General features: G+C 58.9%; 14 protein-coding genes. 13 read left to right on the top strand and 1 reads right to left on the bottom strand.

Annotated features, from left to right (window positions below):
- The first annotated feature begins 119 nt into the window (after positions 1-119).
- The 4 genes from rpmE to ACF8C6_RS14720 all read left to right on the top strand — a co-directional run bounded on the left by rpmE (position 120) and on the right by ACF8C6_RS14720 (position 3,932).
- Positions 120-332, top strand: coding sequence for a 50S ribosomal protein L31 (gene rpmE, locus ACF8C6_RS14735; RefSeq protein ID WP_110683452.1), 213 nt, complete (start codon positions 120-122; stop codon positions 330-332).
- 8 nt (positions 333-340) lie between these two features.
- Positions 341-1,138, top strand: coding sequence for a thermonuclease family protein (locus ACF8C6_RS14730; protein ID WP_392499975.1), 798 nt, complete (start codon positions 341-343; stop codon positions 1,136-1,138).
- A complete protein-coding gene (locus ACF8C6_RS14725) occupies positions 1,138-2,577 on the top strand; it encodes a M48 family metalloprotease (RefSeq protein WP_392499974.1) in 1,440 nt (479 codons plus the stop codon). Before ACF8C6_RS14730 ends, ACF8C6_RS14725 begins: the two co-directional genes overlap by 1 nt.
- Before the next feature lie 86 nt (positions 2,578-2,663).
- The gene (locus ACF8C6_RS14720; protein ID WP_392499973.1) at positions 2,664-3,932 is read left to right on the top strand and encodes a malic enzyme-like NAD(P)-binding protein; all 1,269 of its coding nucleotides are present in this window, start codon (positions 2,664-2,666) and stop codon (positions 3,930-3,932) included.
- A gap of 49 nt (positions 3,933-3,981) precedes the next feature.
- Here ACF8C6_RS14720 and ACF8C6_RS14715 read toward each other — a convergent pair whose 3' ends face one another.
- Positions 3,982-6,393, bottom strand: a complete 2,412-nt coding sequence (locus ACF8C6_RS14715; protein WP_392499972.1) for a penicillin-binding protein 1A — start codon at positions 6,391-6,393, stop codon at positions 3,982-3,984.
- Positions 6,394-6,577: 184 nt separating this feature from the next.
- On the opposite strand from ACF8C6_RS14715, the gene ACF8C6_RS14710 reads away from it, so the two are divergent.
- From ACF8C6_RS14710 to gltB, 9 genes are all read left to right on the top strand, one after another.
- Positions 6,578-7,642 (top strand): pilus assembly protein PilM, encoded by a 1,065-nt coding sequence (locus ACF8C6_RS14710; RefSeq protein WP_277688337.1) that lies wholly within the window; start codon positions 6,578-6,580, stop codon positions 7,640-7,642.
- Positions 7,642-8,262, top strand: coding sequence for a PilN domain-containing protein (locus ACF8C6_RS14705; protein WP_392499971.1), 621 nt, complete (start codon positions 7,642-7,644; stop codon positions 8,260-8,262). Before ACF8C6_RS14710 ends, ACF8C6_RS14705 begins: the two co-directional genes overlap by 1 nt.
- On the top strand, positions 8,259-8,882 hold the full coding sequence (gene pilO, locus ACF8C6_RS14700; RefSeq protein ID WP_392499970.1) for a type 4a pilus biogenesis protein PilO: 624 nt from the start codon (positions 8,259-8,261) through the stop codon (positions 8,880-8,882). Before ACF8C6_RS14705 ends, pilO begins: the two co-directional genes overlap by 4 nt.
- A complete protein-coding gene (gene pilP, locus ACF8C6_RS14695; protein WP_392499969.1) occupies positions 8,879-9,406 on the top strand; it encodes a type 4a pilus biogenesis lipoprotein PilP in 528 nt (175 codons plus the stop codon). Before pilO ends, pilP begins: the two co-directional genes overlap by 4 nt.
- A gap of 55 nt (positions 9,407-9,461) precedes the next feature.
- Positions 9,462-11,573, top strand: a complete 2,112-nt coding sequence (gene pilQ / locus ACF8C6_RS14690) for a type IV pilus secretin PilQ (protein WP_392500080.1) — start codon at positions 9,462-9,464, stop codon at positions 11,571-11,573.
- Positions 11,574-11,576: 3 nt separating this feature from the next.
- Positions 11,577-12,095 (top strand): shikimate kinase AroK, encoded by a 519-nt coding sequence (aroK, locus tag ACF8C6_RS14685; protein ID WP_392499968.1) that lies wholly within the window; start codon positions 11,577-11,579, stop codon positions 12,093-12,095.
- A gap of 50 nt (positions 12,096-12,145) precedes the next feature.
- The gene (gene aroB, locus ACF8C6_RS14680) at positions 12,146-13,249 is read left to right on the top strand and encodes a 3-dehydroquinate synthase (RefSeq protein WP_392499967.1); all 1,104 of its coding nucleotides are present in this window, start codon (positions 12,146-12,148) and stop codon (positions 13,247-13,249) included.
- 9 nt (positions 13,250-13,258) lie between these two features.
- Complete coding sequence (locus ACF8C6_RS14675; RefSeq protein ID WP_392499966.1) at positions 13,259-14,851, top strand: AAA family ATPase; 1,593 nt, start codon at positions 13,259-13,261, stop codon at positions 14,849-14,851.
- A 245-nt stretch (positions 14,852-15,096) separates the two neighbouring features.
- Entirely contained in the window at positions 15,097-19,545 is a 4,449-nt protein-coding gene (gene gltB / locus ACF8C6_RS14670) for a glutamate synthase large subunit (RefSeq protein ID WP_392499965.1), read from the top strand.
- The last annotated feature ends 23 nt before the right edge of the window (positions 19,546-19,568 follow it).

The following is a 19,568-nucleotide window of genomic DNA, read 5'->3' as shown; positions in this document are numbered from 1 at the left end:
GTCGCCACGTTTGCCCCTTGGCTTGCGTGAAGGTGGAGGTCTGGTATAGTGCGCGGCCTATTTATGTGCGGTGCTCGGCGAATGGCCGGGTGGCGGCACGCCCAACCGAGGAAAACGCGATGAAAGCCGATATCCATCCGCAGTACGAAGAAGTCACCGCTACCTGCAGCTGTGGCAACGTCATCAAGACCCGCTCCACCCTGTGCAAGCCGCTGAGCCTGGACGTGTGCTCCGAATGCCACCCGTTCTACACCGGTAAGCAGAAAGTGCTGGACACTGGCGGCCGTATCGATCGCTTCAAGCAGCGTTTCGGTGTGTTCGGCAGCAAGTAAGCCGAGGCGTGGTTCGCTCCACACTGCTGAAAAAGGCGTCCCTAGTGGGCGCCTTTTTCGTTTCTGTCGGCCTGGTTGCGCCGGTGCAGGCGTTCTGCCCGCTGGCCGCGGGGCTGGCGCAGCTGCCGGTAAGCAAGGTGGTGGATGGCGATACCCTGCGTCTGCGAGACGGGCGCAGCGTGCGCCTGATCGGTATCAATGCGCCGGAGCGCGCGCGTGACGGCCGCCCGGCGGAGCCCTATGCGGAGGCGGCGACCAAGCGTCTGCAGGCCCTGGTGGCGGCCAATGACGGCCGCGTCGGCCTGCGTGTCGGCGCCAAACCGCGCGACCACTACGGGCGCACCCTGGCGCATGCCTATGACCGCAGCGGCCACAATCTGGAGGCGCAGCTGCTGGCCGAGGGGCTCGGCTACCGGGTCGCTTTCGAGCCGGCGAATGGGCTGGAGGGCTGCCAGCGCAGCGCCGAGCAGGTCGCGCGGCAGCAGCGCCGGGGCTTGTGGCAGCAGCGACAGGTTGTCAGCCCCTTTGATCTGCGTGGCGGCGGTTTTGCCCTGGTGCGCGGGCGCGTAGACCAGGTACAGCGCAATCGTGGTGGCCTGTGGATTGAACTGGACGGGCCGCTGGTGCTGCGTGTGGAGCCGAAGTTGCTGCGTTATTTCAATGTGGAATCGTTGCAGGACCTGGTCGGGCGTGAGGTGGAGGTGCGTGGCTGGGTAATTGACCGCACCCGGCGCGGCGGCTTACAACCGGGCCAGGCCCGCTGGATGCTGCCGCTGAGTCATGCGGCGATGCTCGAGGTGCTCTGATGAAGCTGCGTTTTTTGTTGCTGTTGCCTCTGCTCGTCCAGCTGAGCGGTTGTGCGGTTAACCCGGCGACCGGCAAAACCGACTTTGTGATGATGAGTGAGCGGCAGGAGATCGAGCTGGGTCGCAACTATGCCCAGGAGATTGCCCGGCAATACCCGCGCTATGCCGATGAGAAGCTGCAGGCCTATGTGCAGCGTGTTGGTGAACGGGTCGCCCGTCATGGGCATCGCAGTCACCTGGACTACCGTTTCACGGTCATTGATTCTCCGGACATCAACGCCTTCGCCATCCCCGGTGGGCACATCTATATCCATCGTGGGCTGATGGCTTACCTCGACTCCGAGGCGCAGTTGGCAGCCGTATTGGGTCATGAGGTAGGGCACGTCACCGCGCGGCACAGCGTACGGCAACAGAGCCAGTCCACGGCGTGGAACATCCTTGGGCAAGCCGTGGCCATCGGTACAGGCGTCGGCGCGGCCGGTGATCTGACCAATGTGCTGGGCGGCGCGATTGTCAGTGGCTATGGCCGCGACATGGAGTTGGAAGCCGATGGCCTGGGCGCCCAGTACCTGGCGCGCGCCGGCTACGATCCGCAGGCGATGATCGAGGTGGTCGAAGTGCTCAAGAGTCAGGAGGACTTCGCACGCGACGAGGCGCGCGCCAAGGGGCAAGAGGTTGCGCCGAGGGGCTATCACGGCCTGTTCGATACTCACCCGGACAACGATACCCGGCTGCGTCAGGTGGTGGCGGCTGCCACGCCTCTGGCCAACGGCCAGGGCGAGATCGGGCGCGATACCTACCTGCGCCAGATCGACGGTATGCCGTTTGGCGATTCGACCGAAGCCGGTGTGCGCCGGGGGCAGCGCTTCTATCACCGCGGGCTCGATTTCATCCTGGGCATTCCGCAGGGGTGGGGGTTGATCAATCGGCCCGACGCGTTAATCGTGCACAGCGCAGATCAGCAGGCGTTTCTGGTCATGAGCATGGAGCCCGTGCAGCAGTCGATGAGTGCGCAGGCGTTCGTGCGCCAACTAACCGGTGGGCGTGCGCTGGCCCAGGAGCAAAGCTTCCAGCAGGCAGGTATGGATGGGGTCAGTGGCGTGGTGCCGGGCAGCGCGGCCAAGCGGGTGGTGGTGTTGATGCGCGAGCGCGAAGCCTTCCTGTTCGTGGGTGCGGTCAAAAATGGTGGCGCATTGGACGCTGCCGATCCGCGTTTCATGGAAATCGTGCGCAGTGTGCGGCCGCTACAGGCTAATGAGCAGGCTCTGGCCGAGGCCTACCGTCTGCGCTTGGTGCAGTTCAAGAGCGGGCAGAGCCTAGAGAAACTGAGCGAACAGATGCCGGGCGAGGGTGACCGCTTGCGGCGCTTGCGTTTGTTGAATGGTCTGTATCCGACCGGTCAGCCACAACCTGGCGATTGGCTCAAGGTCGTCCGCTAACTCCCTGCAAGCCCCAGTCTTGTGGGGCTCGACCTTCTTGCGTATCCTCGGCCGCCTGCCTTCATAGCAAAGCGGAAATCGCCGAAATGTCCGATCTGAAAACTGCCGCTCTCGAGTATCACGCTCAACCCCGCCCGGGAAAACTCAGCGTCGAGCTGACCAAGCCGACCGCCACTGCGCGCGACCTGTCCCTGGCCTATAGCCCGGGGGTTGCCGAGCCAGTACGGGAAATCGCTCGCGACGCCGAACTGGCCTACCGCTATACTGGCAAGGGCAACCTGGTGGCAGTGATCTCCGACGGTACTGCCATTCTTGGTCTGGGCAACCTCGGTCCGCTGGCCTCCAAGCCGGTGATGGAAGGCAAGGGTGTGCTGTTCAAGCGCTTCGCCGGCATCGACGTGTTCGATATCGAGGTCGATTCCGAGAGTCCGCAGGCCTTCATCGACACCGTCAAGCGCATCTCCATCACCTTCGGCGGCATCAACCTGGAAGACATCAAGGCGCCCGAGTGCTTCGAGATCGAGCGTGCGCTGATCGAGCAGTGCGATATTCCGGTATTCCACGATGACCAGCACGGCACCGCCATCGTCACCGCGGCCGGCATGCTCAACGCACTGGAAATCGCCGGCAAGTCTCTGGAACAGGCCAAGATCGTTTGTCTCGGCGCCGGTGCCGCGGCCATTTCCTGCATGAAGCTGCTGGTGAGCATGGGCGCACAGGTCGAGAACATCTATATGCTCGACCGTAAGGGTGTGATCCACGCCGGCCGTGACGACCTCAATCAGTACAAGGCCGTGTTCGCTCACGCGACCGACAAGCGCAGCCTGTCCGATGCGCTGGAAGGGGCGGACGTCTTCGTCGGCCTGTCCGGTGCCAACCTGTTGAGCCCGGAAGACCTCAAGCGCATGGCGGCCAACCCGATCGTGTTCGCCTGCTCCAATCCGGATCCGGAGATCAAGCCGGAACTGGCTCACGAGACCCGGTCGGACGTGATCATGGCCACCGGTCGTTCGGATTACCCGAACCAGGTCAACAACGTGCTCGGCTTCCCCTTCATCTTCCGTGGTGCGCTGGATGTGCGCGCGACCCGCATTAATGAAGAAATGAAGATCGCCGCCGCTCACGCGCTGCGTGATCTGGCCAAGCTGCCGGTGCCGCAGGAAGTCTGCGATGCCTATGGCGGTATCGAGCTGAGCTTCGGTCGTGAGTACATCATTCCCAAGCCCATGGATGCCCGTCTGATCACCGTAGTGGCCGACGCGGTAGCCAAGGCCGCTATCGAGACTGGTGTTGCCACGCTACCGTACCCGAAGCACTATCCGCTGAAGTCTGTGGATGATGTGTTCAACAGCTGAGGCTGGTAACCACAAAAAAGCCCCGCTTCGGCGGGGCTTTTTTGTGGGCTCAGAACAAGTCGATGGGCGCCATCTCGTCGGCGGGCAGTGGACTGCCTGGAATGCCGAGGCCTGGTTCCAGTTCGCTCATGGGGGGAGGCGAGTCTTCGCTCTTGAAAAGCTCGAAATAGGCATTCGGCGAGTCCGGTGAGGCGGCGCGGCCGCTCACTGGGTCAACGCGTAGGCTGAGCATGCCGGATGGTTCTGGAGGCAGGTGTTCGGGCTTGTCCTTGAGTGCAGCGCCCATAAAGTTCATCCAGATGGGTAGCGCTACTGTGCCGCCATACTCGTGGCGACCTAGGCTTTCCGGTTGATCAAAGCCGGCCCAGACGGTAGTTACATAGTCGGCGTTGTAACCAGAGAACCAGCTGTCCTTGGACTCATTGGTGGTGCCGGTCTTGCCGGCCAGGTCACCGCGGCCCATGGCCAGGGCGCGGCGTCCGGTGCCGCGCTTGATTACGTCCTGCAGCATGCTGGTCATGATGTAGGCGGTGCGCTCATCAATGATTTGCTCGGCCGGTATGGGCTCCGGCAGTTCGGCATTGGGCTCATCGTTGTGTAGCGCCGTAGTCTGCTCCTCGACCAACTCGGCACGCTCTGGGGTGCGCGCCGGGTTGGCTATGAATAGTGGCTTTCCGTCGCGGCTTTCGATGCGCTGAATCAAGTAAGGCTGAATCTTGTATCCGCCGTTGGCAAAGGTGCTCCAGCCGGTGGCGATTTCCATCGGGGTGAGGCCGGGGGTGCCAAGGGCAAGTGACAGATTGCGTGGCAAGTCCTGCTTATTGAAGCCGAACTCGCTGATGTAGTTGATCGTGTAGTCGATGCCGATGGTCTGAAGGAGGCGGATAGACACCAGATTGCGAGACTTATACAGCGCCTCGCGTAAGCGAATCGGACCAAGGAAGGTGTTGTTGTCGTTCTTCGGGCGCCAGGCTTCTTCCATACCGGCTTCCTGGAAGACGATAGGGGCGTCGTTGACCAGTGTGGCGGCGGTAAAGCCGCTGTCCAGTGCTGCGCTATAGATGAAGGGCTTGAAGCTGGATCCGGGTTGGCGCTTGGCCTGCACGGCACGGTTGTAGTTACTCTGTTCGAAAGAGAACCCGCCGACCAGTGACACTATGGCGCCATCCTGCGGATCCAGCGAGACCAGGGCGCTCTGTGCGCTCGGGATCTGGCGTAGTTGAAGTGCTCCTTCCGCGCTGATTTCAACGCGTACCAAATCGCCTATCTGAACGACATCTGCCGGTTTCTGTGGGCGAGGCCCCAGGCTGTTGGTGTTAAGGAACGGACGGGCCCATTTCATGCTGTCCCAGGTGACAGGGTGTTCTTCTCCGTTGCGGAGCAGCACCATGATGCCGCTCTTTTCCACCTGGCTGACGATCACTGGTTCAAGGCCGCCAATGCTGCGGTATTTACTCAGCTCTTCCAGCCATGCCTCTCGGGTCAGGCCTGGAAGTCGCGTTTCTGGACCGCGGAATCCGTGGCGCTGGTCATAGCTGATTAGGCCGTCATGGAGTGCTGCGTTGGCGGCCATCTGCAGGTGGCTTGGCACAGTGGTGGTCACGCGGAAGCCTTCGGTATAGGCATCACTGCCGTAGCGCCCAACCATTTCGGCGCGAGCCATTTCGGCGATGTAGGGAGCGCTTAGCTCAATTGGCTGTACATGGTGACGGGCGTCAATGGGCTCCGCCATTGCGCTGTCGTAACGGGCTTGGTCGATGGCTCCTAGCTTGAGCATGCGGCCAAGAATCCAGTCGCGACGCTCCTTGCTACGTTGCGGGTTGACCAATGGGTTATAGCGCGAAGGTGCCTTGGGTAGACCGGCAATCATCGCCATTTGCGCAAGGCTGAGATCATGGATCGACTTGCCGTAGTAGACCTGCGCGGCTGCTTCGATTCCGTAGGCGCGATTGCCCAGATAGATCTTGTTGACATACAGCTCGAGGATCTCATCCTTGCTCAGTTCGCGTTCAATTTGCAGTGCCAGGAGGATTTCGTTGATTTTGCGCGAGAAGCTGCGCTCGTTGGTGAGGAAGAAGTTCTTCGCCACCTGCATGGTGATGGTGCTGCCGCCCGTTTGGATGTGGCCGCTCGACAATAACTGTGTGGCAGCGCGCATAAGGCTGGTGAAGTCAACGCCATAATGATTGGCGAAATTGTCGTCCTCGGCGGCCAGCAGTGCGTGGATGAAATCCTGGGGGATATCCGCGAAGGCGATCGGGGAGCGACGCATCTCGCCGAACTCAGCAATCAGCTTTCCGTCGCTGCTATACACCCGCAAGGGGATCTGCAGCTGGATGCTGCGCAGCGACTCGACGGAGGGTAGGCCGGGGCTAAGATAGAGGAAGGCTCCGCTGAAACTGAGGAGCAAGCCACAAAAAGTGGCGACAAAGGACCACCAGATAAACTTCAGCAGACGCATCAAGGCTTGTGGAATTCCAAGTAAAAGAATGGGTTAAGAGTTGCGCAGTGCGAAAAGGGGAAAACTGATCACATTATAAGCGGTTTTTTTGCGGGGTCGCCATTTGCGCTTCTGTCAAGACTGTTATTTAATGTGGAAAAACATAAATAGTCCGTAAGTCGCGGATGCCAATAGGAAATCGGTCGTGCTAGGGCTCTTCAATAAGAAAGCGAACACGCTTCTGGGGATCGACATCAGTTCGACCTCGGTCAAGCTCCTTGAATTGAGTCGCTCGGGAAGCCGCTACAAGGTAGAGGCTTATGCCGTTGAGCCTCTCCCGCCAAATGCAGTGGTCGAAAAGAATATTGCCGAGCTGGAAGGTGTCGGGCAGGCGCTGTCCCGTGTCTTGGCCAAGGCCAAGACGGGGGTGCGGACAGCTGCAGTGGCTGTTGCTGGCTCGGCGGTGATCACCAAGTCCATCGAAATGGAAGCGGGTCTCAATGACGATGAGCTGGAGAATCAGCTCAAGATCGAGGCCGATCAATACATTCCTTACCCCCTGGAAGAGGTCGCCATCGACTTCGAGGTTCAGGGTGTCTCTGCGCGAAACCCCGAACGCGTTGAGGTTCTGCTTGCGGCTTGCCGTAAGGAGAACGTCGAGGTGCGCGAGGCCGCTCTTGGCCTCTCCGGGCTGACCGCGAAAGTAGTCGATGTCGAGGCTTACGCCCTTGAGCGAGCTTATGGACTGCTCGAGTCTCAGCTTGGCGGTAATGGGGAAGAGTTGACAGTTGCGGTCGTCGATATTGGTGCGACCATGACCACGCTGAGCGTGCTGCACAATGGGCGCACGATCTACACGCGTGAACAGCTGTTTGGTGGTCGCCAGCTAACCGAAGAGATTCAGCGCCGCTATGGTCTGTCCGTGGAAGAGGCTGGTCTTGCGAAGAAGCAGGGCGGCCTTCCTGATGACTATGAGAGCGAAGTGTTGCAGCCCTTCAAGGAGGCTGTAGTTCAGCAGGTTTCCCGCTCGCTGCAGTTCTTCTTCGCGGCGGGGCAGTTTAATGATGTTGACTACATCCTGCTGGCAGGCGGCACTGCATCCATTCCTGATCTGGATCGTCTGATCCAGCAGAAAATCGGCACTCCTACCTTGGTGGCCAACCCTTTCGCTGATATGGCGCTGGGTGGCAAGGTCAATGCGGGTGCGCTCGCCAGTGATGCCCCGTCGTTGATGATTGCCTGTGGTCTGGCGATGAGGAGTTTCGACTAATGGCCCGGATCAACTTACTTCCATGGCGCGAACAGCTGCGCGAAGAGCGCAAACAGCGGTTCTTGGTTGCCATGGGTGGCACCTTGGTTATTGCGGCTGGGTTGGTGTTTCTTGCTGGGCAATACCTTGATGGTGCTATTGAGCAGCAGAATGCACGGAATAATTTCATTAAAAAGGAAATTGCCGTTCTGGATGCTCGGATCAAAGAAATCAGTGAGCTCAAGGAGCGTCGTGCGCAGCTTCTGGAGAGGATGAAAATCATCCAGGATCTCCAGGGTAATCGGCCGATCAGTGGTCGTATTTTCGATCAGATGGTACGGACTTTGCCTGATGGCGTGTTCTTCACTGAGCTTAAACGTACTGATAAGACCATTGCGATTGTCGGTTCCGCCGAGTCGAATAATCGAGTCTCAGGACTTATGCGCAACCTGGATGCATCCGAGTGGTTGACTTCCCCTAACCTAACAGAGGTTAAGGCAATAACTGCGGGCGCTGTGGATCAGGCGAATGTCTTTCAGTTAACCGTCCAGCAAGTGCAACCTGGTCAGGACGTCGTTGATCCCAAGGCTCTGCCCAATAAGAAAGAGTTGCCAAAGCAGAACGGTGGTAAGAAGTCATGAGTCTTGCTGAGTCTATAGAGTCTCTAAAAAAGGTTGATCTGGCTGAATTGGACCTGAATAACCTGGGTTCTTGGCCTTCTGCGGTTAAATTTATAACTTGTGTGCTGCTTCTGGTTGCTGCATTAGTCCTTGGTTATAACTTTTATCTCAAGGATCTTCAGGGTTCACTTGATCAGCGGAGGGCTGAAGAGGTTGCTTTAAAAGAGCAGTTTTCCTCTAAAGCCTTTCAGGCAGCAAATCTGGATGCTTACAAGGTCCAGATGAAGGAGATGGAAGAGTCCTTTGGTACCTTGTTGCGTCAGCTTCCCAGTGATACTGAGGTTCCCGGTCTATTGGAGGACATCACTCGTACCGGTCTGGGTAGTGGTTTGGAGTTTGAGGAGATCAAGCTTCAGCCGGAGGTGGTGCAGCAGTTTTACATTGAGTTGCCAATACAGATCTCTGTTGTTGGCGGCTACCATGATCTGGCGACTTTTGTAAGTGGTGTTGCAAGTCTCCCTCGGATTGTGACTCTGCATGACTTTGAGATTAAGTCTGTCGATGAGGACAGTGTTTCAAAGCTGCGCATGAGTATTTTGGCTAAAACCTATCGCTACAATGATGAGGGGCTGAAGAAATGAAAGCTTTTCGTCTGATGTTTCTGTCGTTGCTGGCTGTTGTGCTTTATGGCTGCGGCGCCGGTAGTGATTTTGCTGATCTTCAGTCATATATGGATGAGGTTCGGGCGCGTCCTAAAGGTTCTATCGAACCGCTTCCAAAATTTCAGCCGTATGAGGCCTTTACCTACAGTGCCGCTGCTCTTCGGTCGCCATTTCAACCCCCGGTCAAGGTGGACTTGAACAGCGGTCGGAAGGGCTCGAAAGACGTCAAGCCTGATGAGGCGAGGGTCAAGCAGTTTCTTGAGGGCTTCAATATAGAAACCTTTGAGATGGTTGGGACTCTGGCAAATGATGGTTCGAAGTTTGGTCTGATCAAGGGCGCTGGTGGTGTTCATCGGGTTAAGGCTGGAGACTACCTTGGTCGTAACCATGGGCGAATCATCTCGATCGATGAATCCAAAATTGATGTTGTAGAAATTGTTCCTGACGGTGAGGGGGGATGGCTGGAGCGTCCTCGTACACTGATGCTCAAGGAGCGTTCATAAGATGGCGGGCCAGGAAATGAAGAATAACTACGGGCGTGCTGGTTGGAGCAAGCTGATGAAATCTAATAAACACCGCTTCAGTATTTCCTTGGCGCTTGCCATGTTTTCTCCGGCACTGTTGGCAGCCAACTTGCAGTCGCTTGATGTTGCTGCGTTGCCGGGCGACAAAATTGAGTTGAAGCTTGGTTTTGATGAGGCCGTGACCGCTCCTCGGGGTTACACGATCGAGCAACCTGCCCGGATTGCTCTGGATCTGCCAGGGGTTGCCAATAAATTAGGTGTCAAGAATAAAGAGCTTGGTGTCGGCAATGCGCGCAGTGTCACTGTCGTTGAGGCCAAGGACAGAACCAGGCTCATCATTAATCTCTCGACTCTTGCGCCCTACAGCACCCGTGTCGATGGCAATAACGTGCTCGTAGTAGTAGGTGGCACTGCAGCCCAGGCTAGCAAGTCATCTGCATCCAGTGTTCCGACGCTTTCGAAACCTTCTATGGCAGTGGCGTCAGGTCGTGCTGTAAGTGGAATCGATTTTCAGCGTGGTGAGGCTGGTGAGGGTAATGTGGTCATCCAGCTTTCTGATCCGTCGGTGACGGCAGATATCCAGGAGCAGGGTGGAAAAATTCGCGTTAGCTTTGCTAAAACCCAGCTGCCTGAGAACCTGCGTGTACGTTTAGACGTCAAGGATTTCGCTACGCCTGTTCAGTTCGTGAGTGCTTCTTCCAGTCAGGAGCGCGCGAGCATTGATATTGAACCAGTAGGTTTTTATGACTACTTGGCGTTTCAGACAGATAACAAGCTAACAATTAGCGTCAAGCCGTTGACTCAAGACGATGTGGAAAAGCGTCGTGCGGAGCGATTTGCTTATACCGGTGAAAAACTATCTCTTAACTTCCAGGACATCGATGTGCGTTCGGTGCTGCAGCTTATTGCTGATTTCACTGATCTGAACCTTGTGGCCAGCGATACCGTGCAAGGCAACATCACATTGCGCCTTCAGAATGTACCTTGGGATCAGGCGCTGGATCTGGTCTTGAAGACGCGTGGACTTGATAAGCGCAAGGTCGGTAACGTTCTTCTGGTAGCGCCGGCTGACGAGATTGCAGCCCGTGAGCGTCAGGAACTGGAGGCGCAGAATCAGATTGCTGAGCTTGCTCCTTTGCGTCGTGAGCTGATTCAGGTGAACTATGCCAAGGCCGCAGATATAGCTGCTTTGTTCCAGTCCGTTGCGGCGACTGAGGGCAGCGATGTTCAAGAGCGTGGCACTGTCACCGTAGACGATCGCACCAATAGCATCATTGCCTACCAAACTCAGGAGCGCTTGGATGAGCTGCGTAGGATTGTTGCTCAGCTAGACATCCCGGTGCGCCAGGTCATGATTGAGGCGCGTCTGGTTGAGGCCAGCGTCGGTTATGACAAGAGCTTGGGTGTTCGTTGGGGTGGCGCCTTCGTTGGCGACAATAACTGGAGTTTCTATGGCAAAGATGGTGCTCGTGGCGTCGATGATGACGGCGTTCTGAGGCTGCCTGGTACCGATACCGTTGGCTCTTTCACTTTGGATGATGCAACCACGAATGTCCCCTTTGTCGATATGGGCGCTGCCAATAGTACCTCGGGCATCGGTATTGGCTTTCTTACTGACAACGTGATTCTGGATCTTCAGCTGTCAGCTATGGAAGCAACGGGCAACGGTGAAGTGATTTCTCAGCCTAAAGTGGTCACTTCTGACAAAGAGACCGCGAAAATCCTGAAGGGTACTGAGGTGCCTTATCAGGAAGCCAGTTCGAGTGGCGCTACTACTGTCTCGTTCAAAGAGGCTGCTCTTGCGCTTGAGGTCACTCCGCAGATAACTCCGGATAACCGGATTATCATGGAAGTTAAGGTCAATAAGGATGAGCCTGACTACGAGAATGCTGTTCTTGGTGTGCCGCCAATCAAAAAGAATGAGGTAAATGCCAAGGTCCTAGTAAATGATGGTGAAACGATCGTCATTGGTGGTGTGTTCTCCAATACCCAGAGCAAATCTGTGGAGAAGGTGCCGCTGCTGGGCGATATCCCGTTTGTTGGTCGTCTCTTCCGTCGTGATACCGTGACTGAAAGCAAGAATGAGCTGCTCATCTTCATCACTCCCCGCATCATGAATAATCAGGCTATCGCGGTAAGCAACTAAATCGTGCAGAACGTGATCTTGGTAGGCCCGATGGGGGCAGGTAAAAGCACCATCGGGCGATTGTTGGCGAAAGAGTTGCGGCTGCAGTTCAAGGATTCGGATAAGGAAATCGAGCAAAGAACTGGAGCCGATATTCCCTGGATTTTTGATGTTGAGGGAGAACAGGGTTTTCGCGAGCGTGAGCAACTCATGGTCGCGGAGCTGTGTGAGTTGCAAGGCGTTGTGATCGCGACTGGCGGTGGTGTGGTTCTCCGGGCGGAGAATCGCAAGGCATTGCGAGAAGGTGGTCGGGTTGTCTATCTGCATGCGTCTGTTGAGCAGCAGCTGGAGCGCACCTCTCGCGATCGCAATCGTCCCCTGTTGCGCACTGCTGAACCGGGTAAGGTGCTGCGAGCCTTGATGGAGATCCGCGATCCACTCTATCGCGAGATCGCCGATGTGATCATCGAGACCGATGAGCGCCCGCCGCGATTGGTCGTGCAGGAAATCATCGAGCGCTTTGAGGCGCTTGCGCCCCGTTAAAGACAGGGGCCAACTGCGCTATTCTATGGCCCTTTCTAATCGGGGGCTTCATGCAGACTCTTACTGTTGATCTGGGCGAGCGTAGTTATCCCATCTACATCGGTGCTGGCATCCTCTCACAGCCCGACTTGCTCAAGCGTCACCTGGCCGGGCGGCAAGTCGCAATTGTTACCAACGAAACCGTTGCGCCCCTCTATCTGGAGCAGATCGAGCAGTCTCTGTCTGGGTGTGAATCGGTCTCGGTAGTACTGCCGGACGGCGAGAGTTTCAAGAACTGGGAAACATTGCAGCTGATCTTCGATGGTTTGCTGCAGGCACGGCATGACCGCAAGACCACTATTGTTGCCCTGGGGGGCGGTGTCGTCGGTGATATGGCTGGTTTCGCTGCTGCCTGTTACCAGCGCGGTGTGGATTTCATCCAGGTGCCTACCACATTGCTCTCTCAGGTCGACTCTTCGGTTGGTGGAAAGACGGGTATCAATCATCCGCTTGGCAAGAATATGGTGGGTGCGTTTTATCAGCCTAATGCTGTGCTGATCGATACCTTGGTGCTGAATACGTTACCGGCGCGTGAGCTCTCGGCCGGACTGGCTGAAGTGATTAAATACGGCCTGATCTGCGATCTGGATTTCCTGGGCTGGCTTGAATTGCACATTGATCAGTTGCGCGCATTGCAGCCGGATGCGCTGGTGCAGGCGATCGAGCGTTCATGTGCGGCCAAGGCTCGTGTGGTCGGGATGGATGAGCGGGAGTCCGGTCTTCGCGCGATTCTCAATCTTGGCCACACTTTTGGGCACGCCATCGAAACCCACATGGGTTATGGCGAATGGCTGCATGGTGAAGCGGTGGCTGCGGGCACTGCCATGGCTCTGGATATGTCGGCTCGACTTGGCTGGATCAGTGAAGCTGAGCGTGATCGCGGCCTGCGCTTGTTATTGCGTGCTGGGCTGCCTGTCGTTCCTCCGCTGGATATGGCTCCCGAGGATTTCCTTCAGCACATGGCTGTCGATAAGAAGGTGCTTGATGGTCGTTTACGTCTGGTTCTGCTGCGCAAGCTGGGCGAGGCGGTGATCACCGATGACTTTCCACGGGAAGTTTTGAATGCCACGCTGCGTGCGGATTACCGCGCGCTAGCGGATCAGCTTGGACAATAAGAGAGCTCCATGACCAGTTTGCATGCCGACGAGGCGTTTCTCGCGCATTATCAGTTCAGCCACGATCCCTTTGCTGCGAGGGTTCCGGGCTTTCGTTTCTATCCGGCACAGCGCAAGCCAGTACTTGGGCAGCTCCATCATTTGGCTCGCTACAGTCAATTGCTTCTGGTCGTTGCGGGCCCTCAGGGTAGCGGCAAGACCTTGCTGCGCCAGGCCCTGGTTGCCAGTACCAACAAGCAGGCGGTTCAGTCCGTCGTTGTGTCTGCCCGCGGTGCGGGTGATGTGGCTGGCATTTTGCGACAGGTTGCTCAGGGGCTTGGCGTGCAGCAGGCAGATGTGCCGAGCATTCTCGCGCATGTTGCGCAGTTGGCGCTCACCGGGCAGGAGGTCTATCTGCTGGTGGATGATGCCGAGCAACTGGCCGATCCTGCTCTGGATACCCTGTTTACCCTGGCGGTAGGGGCAGATGGTGCTCGCCCTCATGTTTTCCTCTTTGCGCAAAGCGATTTTCTTGAGCGCCTCGAGCAGCAGGCGGATGGCGAGGAGCGCTTTCATGCTATTGAGCTGCAGCCTTATGACGAGGAAGAGACGCGCCAGTATCTGGCGCAGCGTCTGGATGGGGCTGGGCAAGGTATTGATCTGTTAACTGATGAGCAGGTCGAGGAAATTTATATCGGCTCTGGCGGCTGGCCGGGTGCGATCAATCAGGTGGCTCGCGATGTACTGGTTGAGGCCATGCTGGCTCAGCGCAATGCTGGCGTTGTCGCTGGGAAGGGGTTGCCGAAAAAGCACCTGCTGGCGCTGGCTGTGGTGGCTGTTGCATTAGGCGCTGCATGGCTGATGCAGGGTGAGAGCGGCTCTGCTCCTGTCGTGGCAGTCGAGAAACCCATCGAGTTGATCGCTCAGGAGTCTTCCTCGGCGCAGGTGGATGCGTCTTCAGCTGAAGCAGAGGCGGCCAATGCTCGCGCACAGGCGCAGGTTGAGTTTTCTGGTACTGCTCAACCATTGCCGTTGCCTTTGGTGGGTGAGGCACAGCCGGTGATTCGTGAGCCGCTGGCGCAGGCGTCGGGAATGGAGGACGAGCAGGGGGCGACAACTAGCGCGCCGGCCATAGTGGAAGTTCCAGCTCCTGCGCCTGTGGTGTCGACCATCGCGAGCGCTCCTGCACAGCCCGCGACACCTGCGCCTGAGGTCAAGGCTCCGGAAGTAAAGGCGCCGCCCGTACCTGTTCCGGCCCCCAAGCCTGTTGTGTCCAAGCCCGTAGTGGCGGAGAAGCCGGCGCCGGTCGTCGCCAAGGCGGCTGCCAGTGCCGGGGCCGGTGACTGGTATGCGGCGCGACCTGCAAGCGGCTATGCGCTGCAGATTCTCGGTACTCGCTCAGAGAGTAGTGCCAAGGCTTTCGTCGGCAAGCACGGTGCTGAATACCGCTACTTCAAGAAGCTGCACCAGGGGCAGCCGTTGTATGTTGTGACTTTCGGCCAGTTCTCCAGTCGGGCAGCCGCGCAGGCGGCGATCAAAACGCTGCCGGCCGATGTGCAAGCCGGCAAGCCCTGGCCGCGCAGCTTTGCCAGCATTCAGCAGGAAGCAATCCAGGCGCGTTGATGGCCTGTGATTTGCCTGTCATTTGGTGACCGGATGGTCCTAGCACGGGCCTCTGGTCGCTGCCTTTCGTTCAAGCGACAGAAGTTTTCATCTGGCCGTCACGAAAATTTGTGACGGCCAGGGTCGATATGTACAATGACCCCCCTTTGCCTGCGCCAAGCTGGTGCGTTGCCCTGCGCGGTCGGCAGCTAGGTCAATGAATTAGAAAGCTATTTGCCCTCGAGGCAAGCCTGGTGAGAGTGTCTATGAAAGCAGGTCTGTACCATCCTGATCAGTTCAAGGATAACTGCGGCTTCGGCCTGATCGCCCACATGCAGGGCGAGGCGAGCCATCACTTGCTGAATACTGCTATTGAAGCGCTGACCTGCATGACCCACCGCGGCGGCATCAACGCCGACGGTAAGACCGGTGACGGTTGTGGTCTGTTGATCCAGAAGCCGGATCTGTTCCTGCGCGCAGTGGCCCGGGACGAGTTCGCGCGTGAGCTGCCGCAGCAGTACGCCGTGGGTATGGTGTTCTTCAATCAGGATCCGGCCAAGGCCGAAGCCGCTCGCGAGAACATGAACCGCGAGATCCTCGCGGCCGGCCTGGAGCTGATCGGCTGGCGCAAGGTGCCGGTCGATACCAGCGTGCTCGGCCGTCTGGCACTGGAGCGTCTGCCGATCATCGAGCAGGTGTTCATCGGTGGCGAAGGTCTGGACGACCAGCAGTTCGCCATCAAGCTGTTCAGCGCCCGTCGCCGTTCCTCGGTGGCCAATGCCGCCGACAGCGATCACTACATCTGCAGCTTCTCGGCGAAGACCATCATCTATAAAGGTCTGATGATGCCGGCGGATCTGCAGCAGTTCTATCCGGACCTCGGTGACGAGCGCCTGCAGACCGCAATCTGCGTATTCCACCAGCGCTTCTCCACCAACACCCTGCCGAAATGGCCGCTGGCGCAGCCGTTCCGCTTCCTCGCCCACAACGGCGAGATCAACACCATCACCGGCAACCGCAACTGGGCCCTGGCCCGTCGCCTGAAGTTCGCCAACGACCAGATCCCCGATCTGGAAGAACTGGGCCCGCTGGTCAACCGCGTCGGTTCCGACTCCTCGAGCATGGACAACATGCTCGAGTTGATGGTCACCGGTGGCATCGACCTGTTCCGTGGCGTGCGCATGATCATTCCGCCGGCCTGGCAGAACGTCGAGACCATGGACGCCGATCTGCGCGCGTTCTACGAGTACAACTCCATGCATATGGAGCCCTGGGATGGCCCCGCCGGCGTGGTGCTGACCGACGGTCGCCATGCCGTCTGTCTGCTCGACCGTAACGGCCTGCGCCCGGCGCGCTGGGTCACCACCAAGAACGGCTACATCACCCTGGCGTCGGAAATCGGCGTGTGGAACTACAAGCCTGAAGATGTGATCGCCAAAGGCCGTGTCGGCCCGGGCCAGATCCTCGCGGTGGACACCGAGACCGGTCAGGTGCTGGACACCGACGCCATCGACAATCGCCTGAAGTCGCGCCATCCCTATAAGCAGTGGCTGCGTCAGGGCGCGGTACGTATCCAGGCCAGCCTGGAAGACCGCGACCATGGTTCGCCGTTCTACGACAGCGACCAGCTCAAGCAGTACATGAAGATGTTCCAGGTCACCTTTGAGGAACGTGACCAGGTGCTGCGCCCGCTCGCCGAGCAGGGCCAGGAAGCCGTCGGTTCGATGGGTGACGACACGCCGATGGCCGTGCTGTCGCAGCGCGTGCGTTCGCCGTTCGACTACTTCCGCCAGCAGTTCGCCCAGGTCACCAACCCGCCGATCGACCCGCTGCGCGAGTCCATCGTCATGTCCCTGGAAGTCTGCCTGGGTGCCGAGCGCAACATCTTCGAGGAATCCCCGGCCCACGCCAGCCGCGTGATGCTGAGCAGCCCGGTGATCTCCCCGGCCAAGTGGCGCGCGCTTATGAACCTGGCCACGCCGGGCTTCGAGCGCCAGGTCATCGACCTCAACTACGACCCGGCCATCGGCCTGGAAGCCGCGGTGCGCAACATCGCCGATCAGGCGGAAGAGGCGGTGCGCAGCGGCAAGGTGTTGCTGGTCCTCTCCGACCGGCACATCGCCCCGGGCAAGCTGCCGGCGCACGCCGCGCTAGCTACCGGTGCCGTGCACCATCGCCTGACCGAGAAAGGTCTGCGCTGCGACTGCAACATCCTGGTCGAGACTGCCACCGCGCGTGACCCGCACCACTTCGCCGTGCTGGTCGGCTTCGGCGCTTCTGCCGTGTATCCGTTCCTGGCCTACGAAGTACTGGGTGACCTGATCCGTACCGGTGAAGTGCTGGGCGACCTCTACGAGGTGTTCAAGTACTACCGCAAGGGCATTTCCAAAGGCCTGCTGAAGATCCTGTCGAAGATGGGTATCTCCACCATCGCCTCGTACCGTGGTGCCCAGCTGTTCGAAGCCGTCGGCCTGGCCGATGAGGTCACCGAAGTGTGCTTCCGTGGCGTCGCCAGCCGTATCCAGGGTGCGCGTTTCGTCGACATCGAGGCCGAGCAGAAGCTGTTGGCCGCCGAGGCCTGGAACAACCGCAAGGCCATCCAGCAGGGCGGTCTGCTCAAGTTCGTCTACGGTGGCGAGTACCACGCCTACAACCCGGACGTGGTCAACACCCTGCAGGCTGCCGTCCAGCAGGGCAGCTACGAGAAGTACCAGGAGTACGCGGCGCTGGTCGACCAGCGCCCGGTGTCGATGCTGCGCGATCTGCTGCAGGTCAAGCTGGCCGAGCAGCCGCTGAGCCTGGATGAGGTCGAGCCACTGGGCGAAGTGCTCAAGCGTTTCGACTCTGCCGGTATCTCCCTCGGTGCCCTGTCTCCGGAGGCTCACGAGGCGATCGCCGAGGCGATGAACCGCCTGGGCGCGCGCTCCAACTCCGGTGAGGGCGGCGAAGACCCGGCCCGTTACGGCACCGTGCGCAGCTCGAAGATCAAACAGGTGGCCACCGGCCGTTTCGGTGTAACTCCTGAGTATCTAGTCAACGCCGAAGTGCTGCAGATCAAGGTCGCCCAGGGCGCCAAGCCCGGTGAGGGCGGCCAGCTGCCGGGTGGCAAGGTCAATGGCCTGATCGCCAAACTGCGCTATGCGGTGCCGGGCGTGACCCTGATTTCGCCGCCGCCGCACCACGACATCTATTCGATCGAAGACCTGGCGCAGCTGATCTATGACCTCAAGCAGGTCAACCCGGCCGCGCTGGTGTCGGTGAAGCTGGTGGCAGAGGCCGGTGTCGGCACCATCGCCGCCGGTGTGGCCAAGGCCTACGCCGACCTGATCACCATTTCCGGCTACGACGGTGGTACCGGTGCTTCGCCGCTGACCTCGATCAAGTACGCCGGCAGCCCTTGGGAGCTCGGCCTGGCCGAAACCCACCAGACTCTGCGTGGCAACGATCTGCGCGGCAAGGTGCGGGTGCAGACCGACGGCGGCCTGAAGACCGGCCTTGACGTGATCAAGGCCGCTATCCTCGGCGCCGAGAGCTTCGGCTTCGGCACCGGCCCGATGGTCGCGCTGGGCTGCAAGTACCTGCGTATCTGTCACCTGAACAACTGCGCCACCGGCGTCGCGACTCAGAACGACAAGCTGCGCAAGGATCACTTCATCGGCACCGTCGAGATGGTGATGAACTACTTCACCTACATCGCCGAAGACACCCGTCAGTGGCTGGCCAAGCTGGGCGTGCGCAGCCTCGGCGAGCTGATTGGGCGTACCGATCTGCTCGAGATGCTGCCAGGCGAGACCGCCAAACAGGGTAACCTCGACCTGAGTCCGCTGCTGGCCAGCGAGCACATCCCGGCCGACAAGCCGCAGTTCTGCGAAGTGGAAAAGAACCCGCCGTTCGACCAGGGCCTGCTGGCCGAGAAGATGGTAGAGTTGGCCAAGGACGCGATTGCCGGCAAGACCGGTGGCGAGTTCGAACTCGATATCTGCAACTGCGACCGTTCCATCGGTGCCCGTGTTTCCGGCGAGATCGCCAAAGTCCACGGCAACCAGGGCATGAAAGACGCGCCGATCACCTTCACCTTCAAGGGCACTGCGGGCCAGAGCTTCGGTGTGTGGAACGCCGGTGGTCTGCACCTGCGCCTGGAAGGCGATGCCAACGACTACGTCGGCAAGGGTATGACTGGCGGCAAGCTGGTGATCACTCCGCCTGCCGGTAGCCCATTCAAGACCCAGGAGTCGGCCATCGTCGGTAACACCTGTCTGTACGGCGCCACCGGCGGCAAGCTGTTCGCTGCGGGTACTGCCGGCGAGCGTTTTGCCGTGCGTAACTCCGGTGCTCATACCGTGGTGGAAGGGACCGGTGACCACTGCTGCGAATACATGACCGGCGGTTTCGTCTGCGTACTGGGCAAGACCGGCTACAACTTCGGTTCCGGCATGACCGGCGGTTTCGCTTATGTGCTGGATCTGGACAACAGTTTCGTTGACCGCGTTAACCACGAGCTGGTGGAAATCCAGCGCATCAGCAATGAGTCCATGGAGGCTTACCGTAACCACCTGCACGGCGTACTCGCCGAGTACGTGGCGGAAACTGCCAGCCCGTGGGGTACTCACTTGCTGGAAAACCTGGACGATTACCTGCGCAAGTTCTGGCTGGTCAAACCGAAGGCCGCGAGCCTCGGTTCGCTGCTGTCCAGCACCCGTGCCAACCCGCAATAACTTGCGCCTGAAGTGGTTTGATG

The sequence above is a fragment of the Pseudomonas sp. zbq_18 genome, assembly GCF_043102245.1.
In the GTDB taxonomy this organism is placed as follows: domain Bacteria; phylum Pseudomonadota; class Gammaproteobacteria; order Pseudomonadales; family Pseudomonadaceae; genus Aquipseudomonas.
The sequence above is the reverse complement of the archived record's forward strand: the minus strand, read 5'-3'. Positions and strand labels throughout refer to the sequence as shown.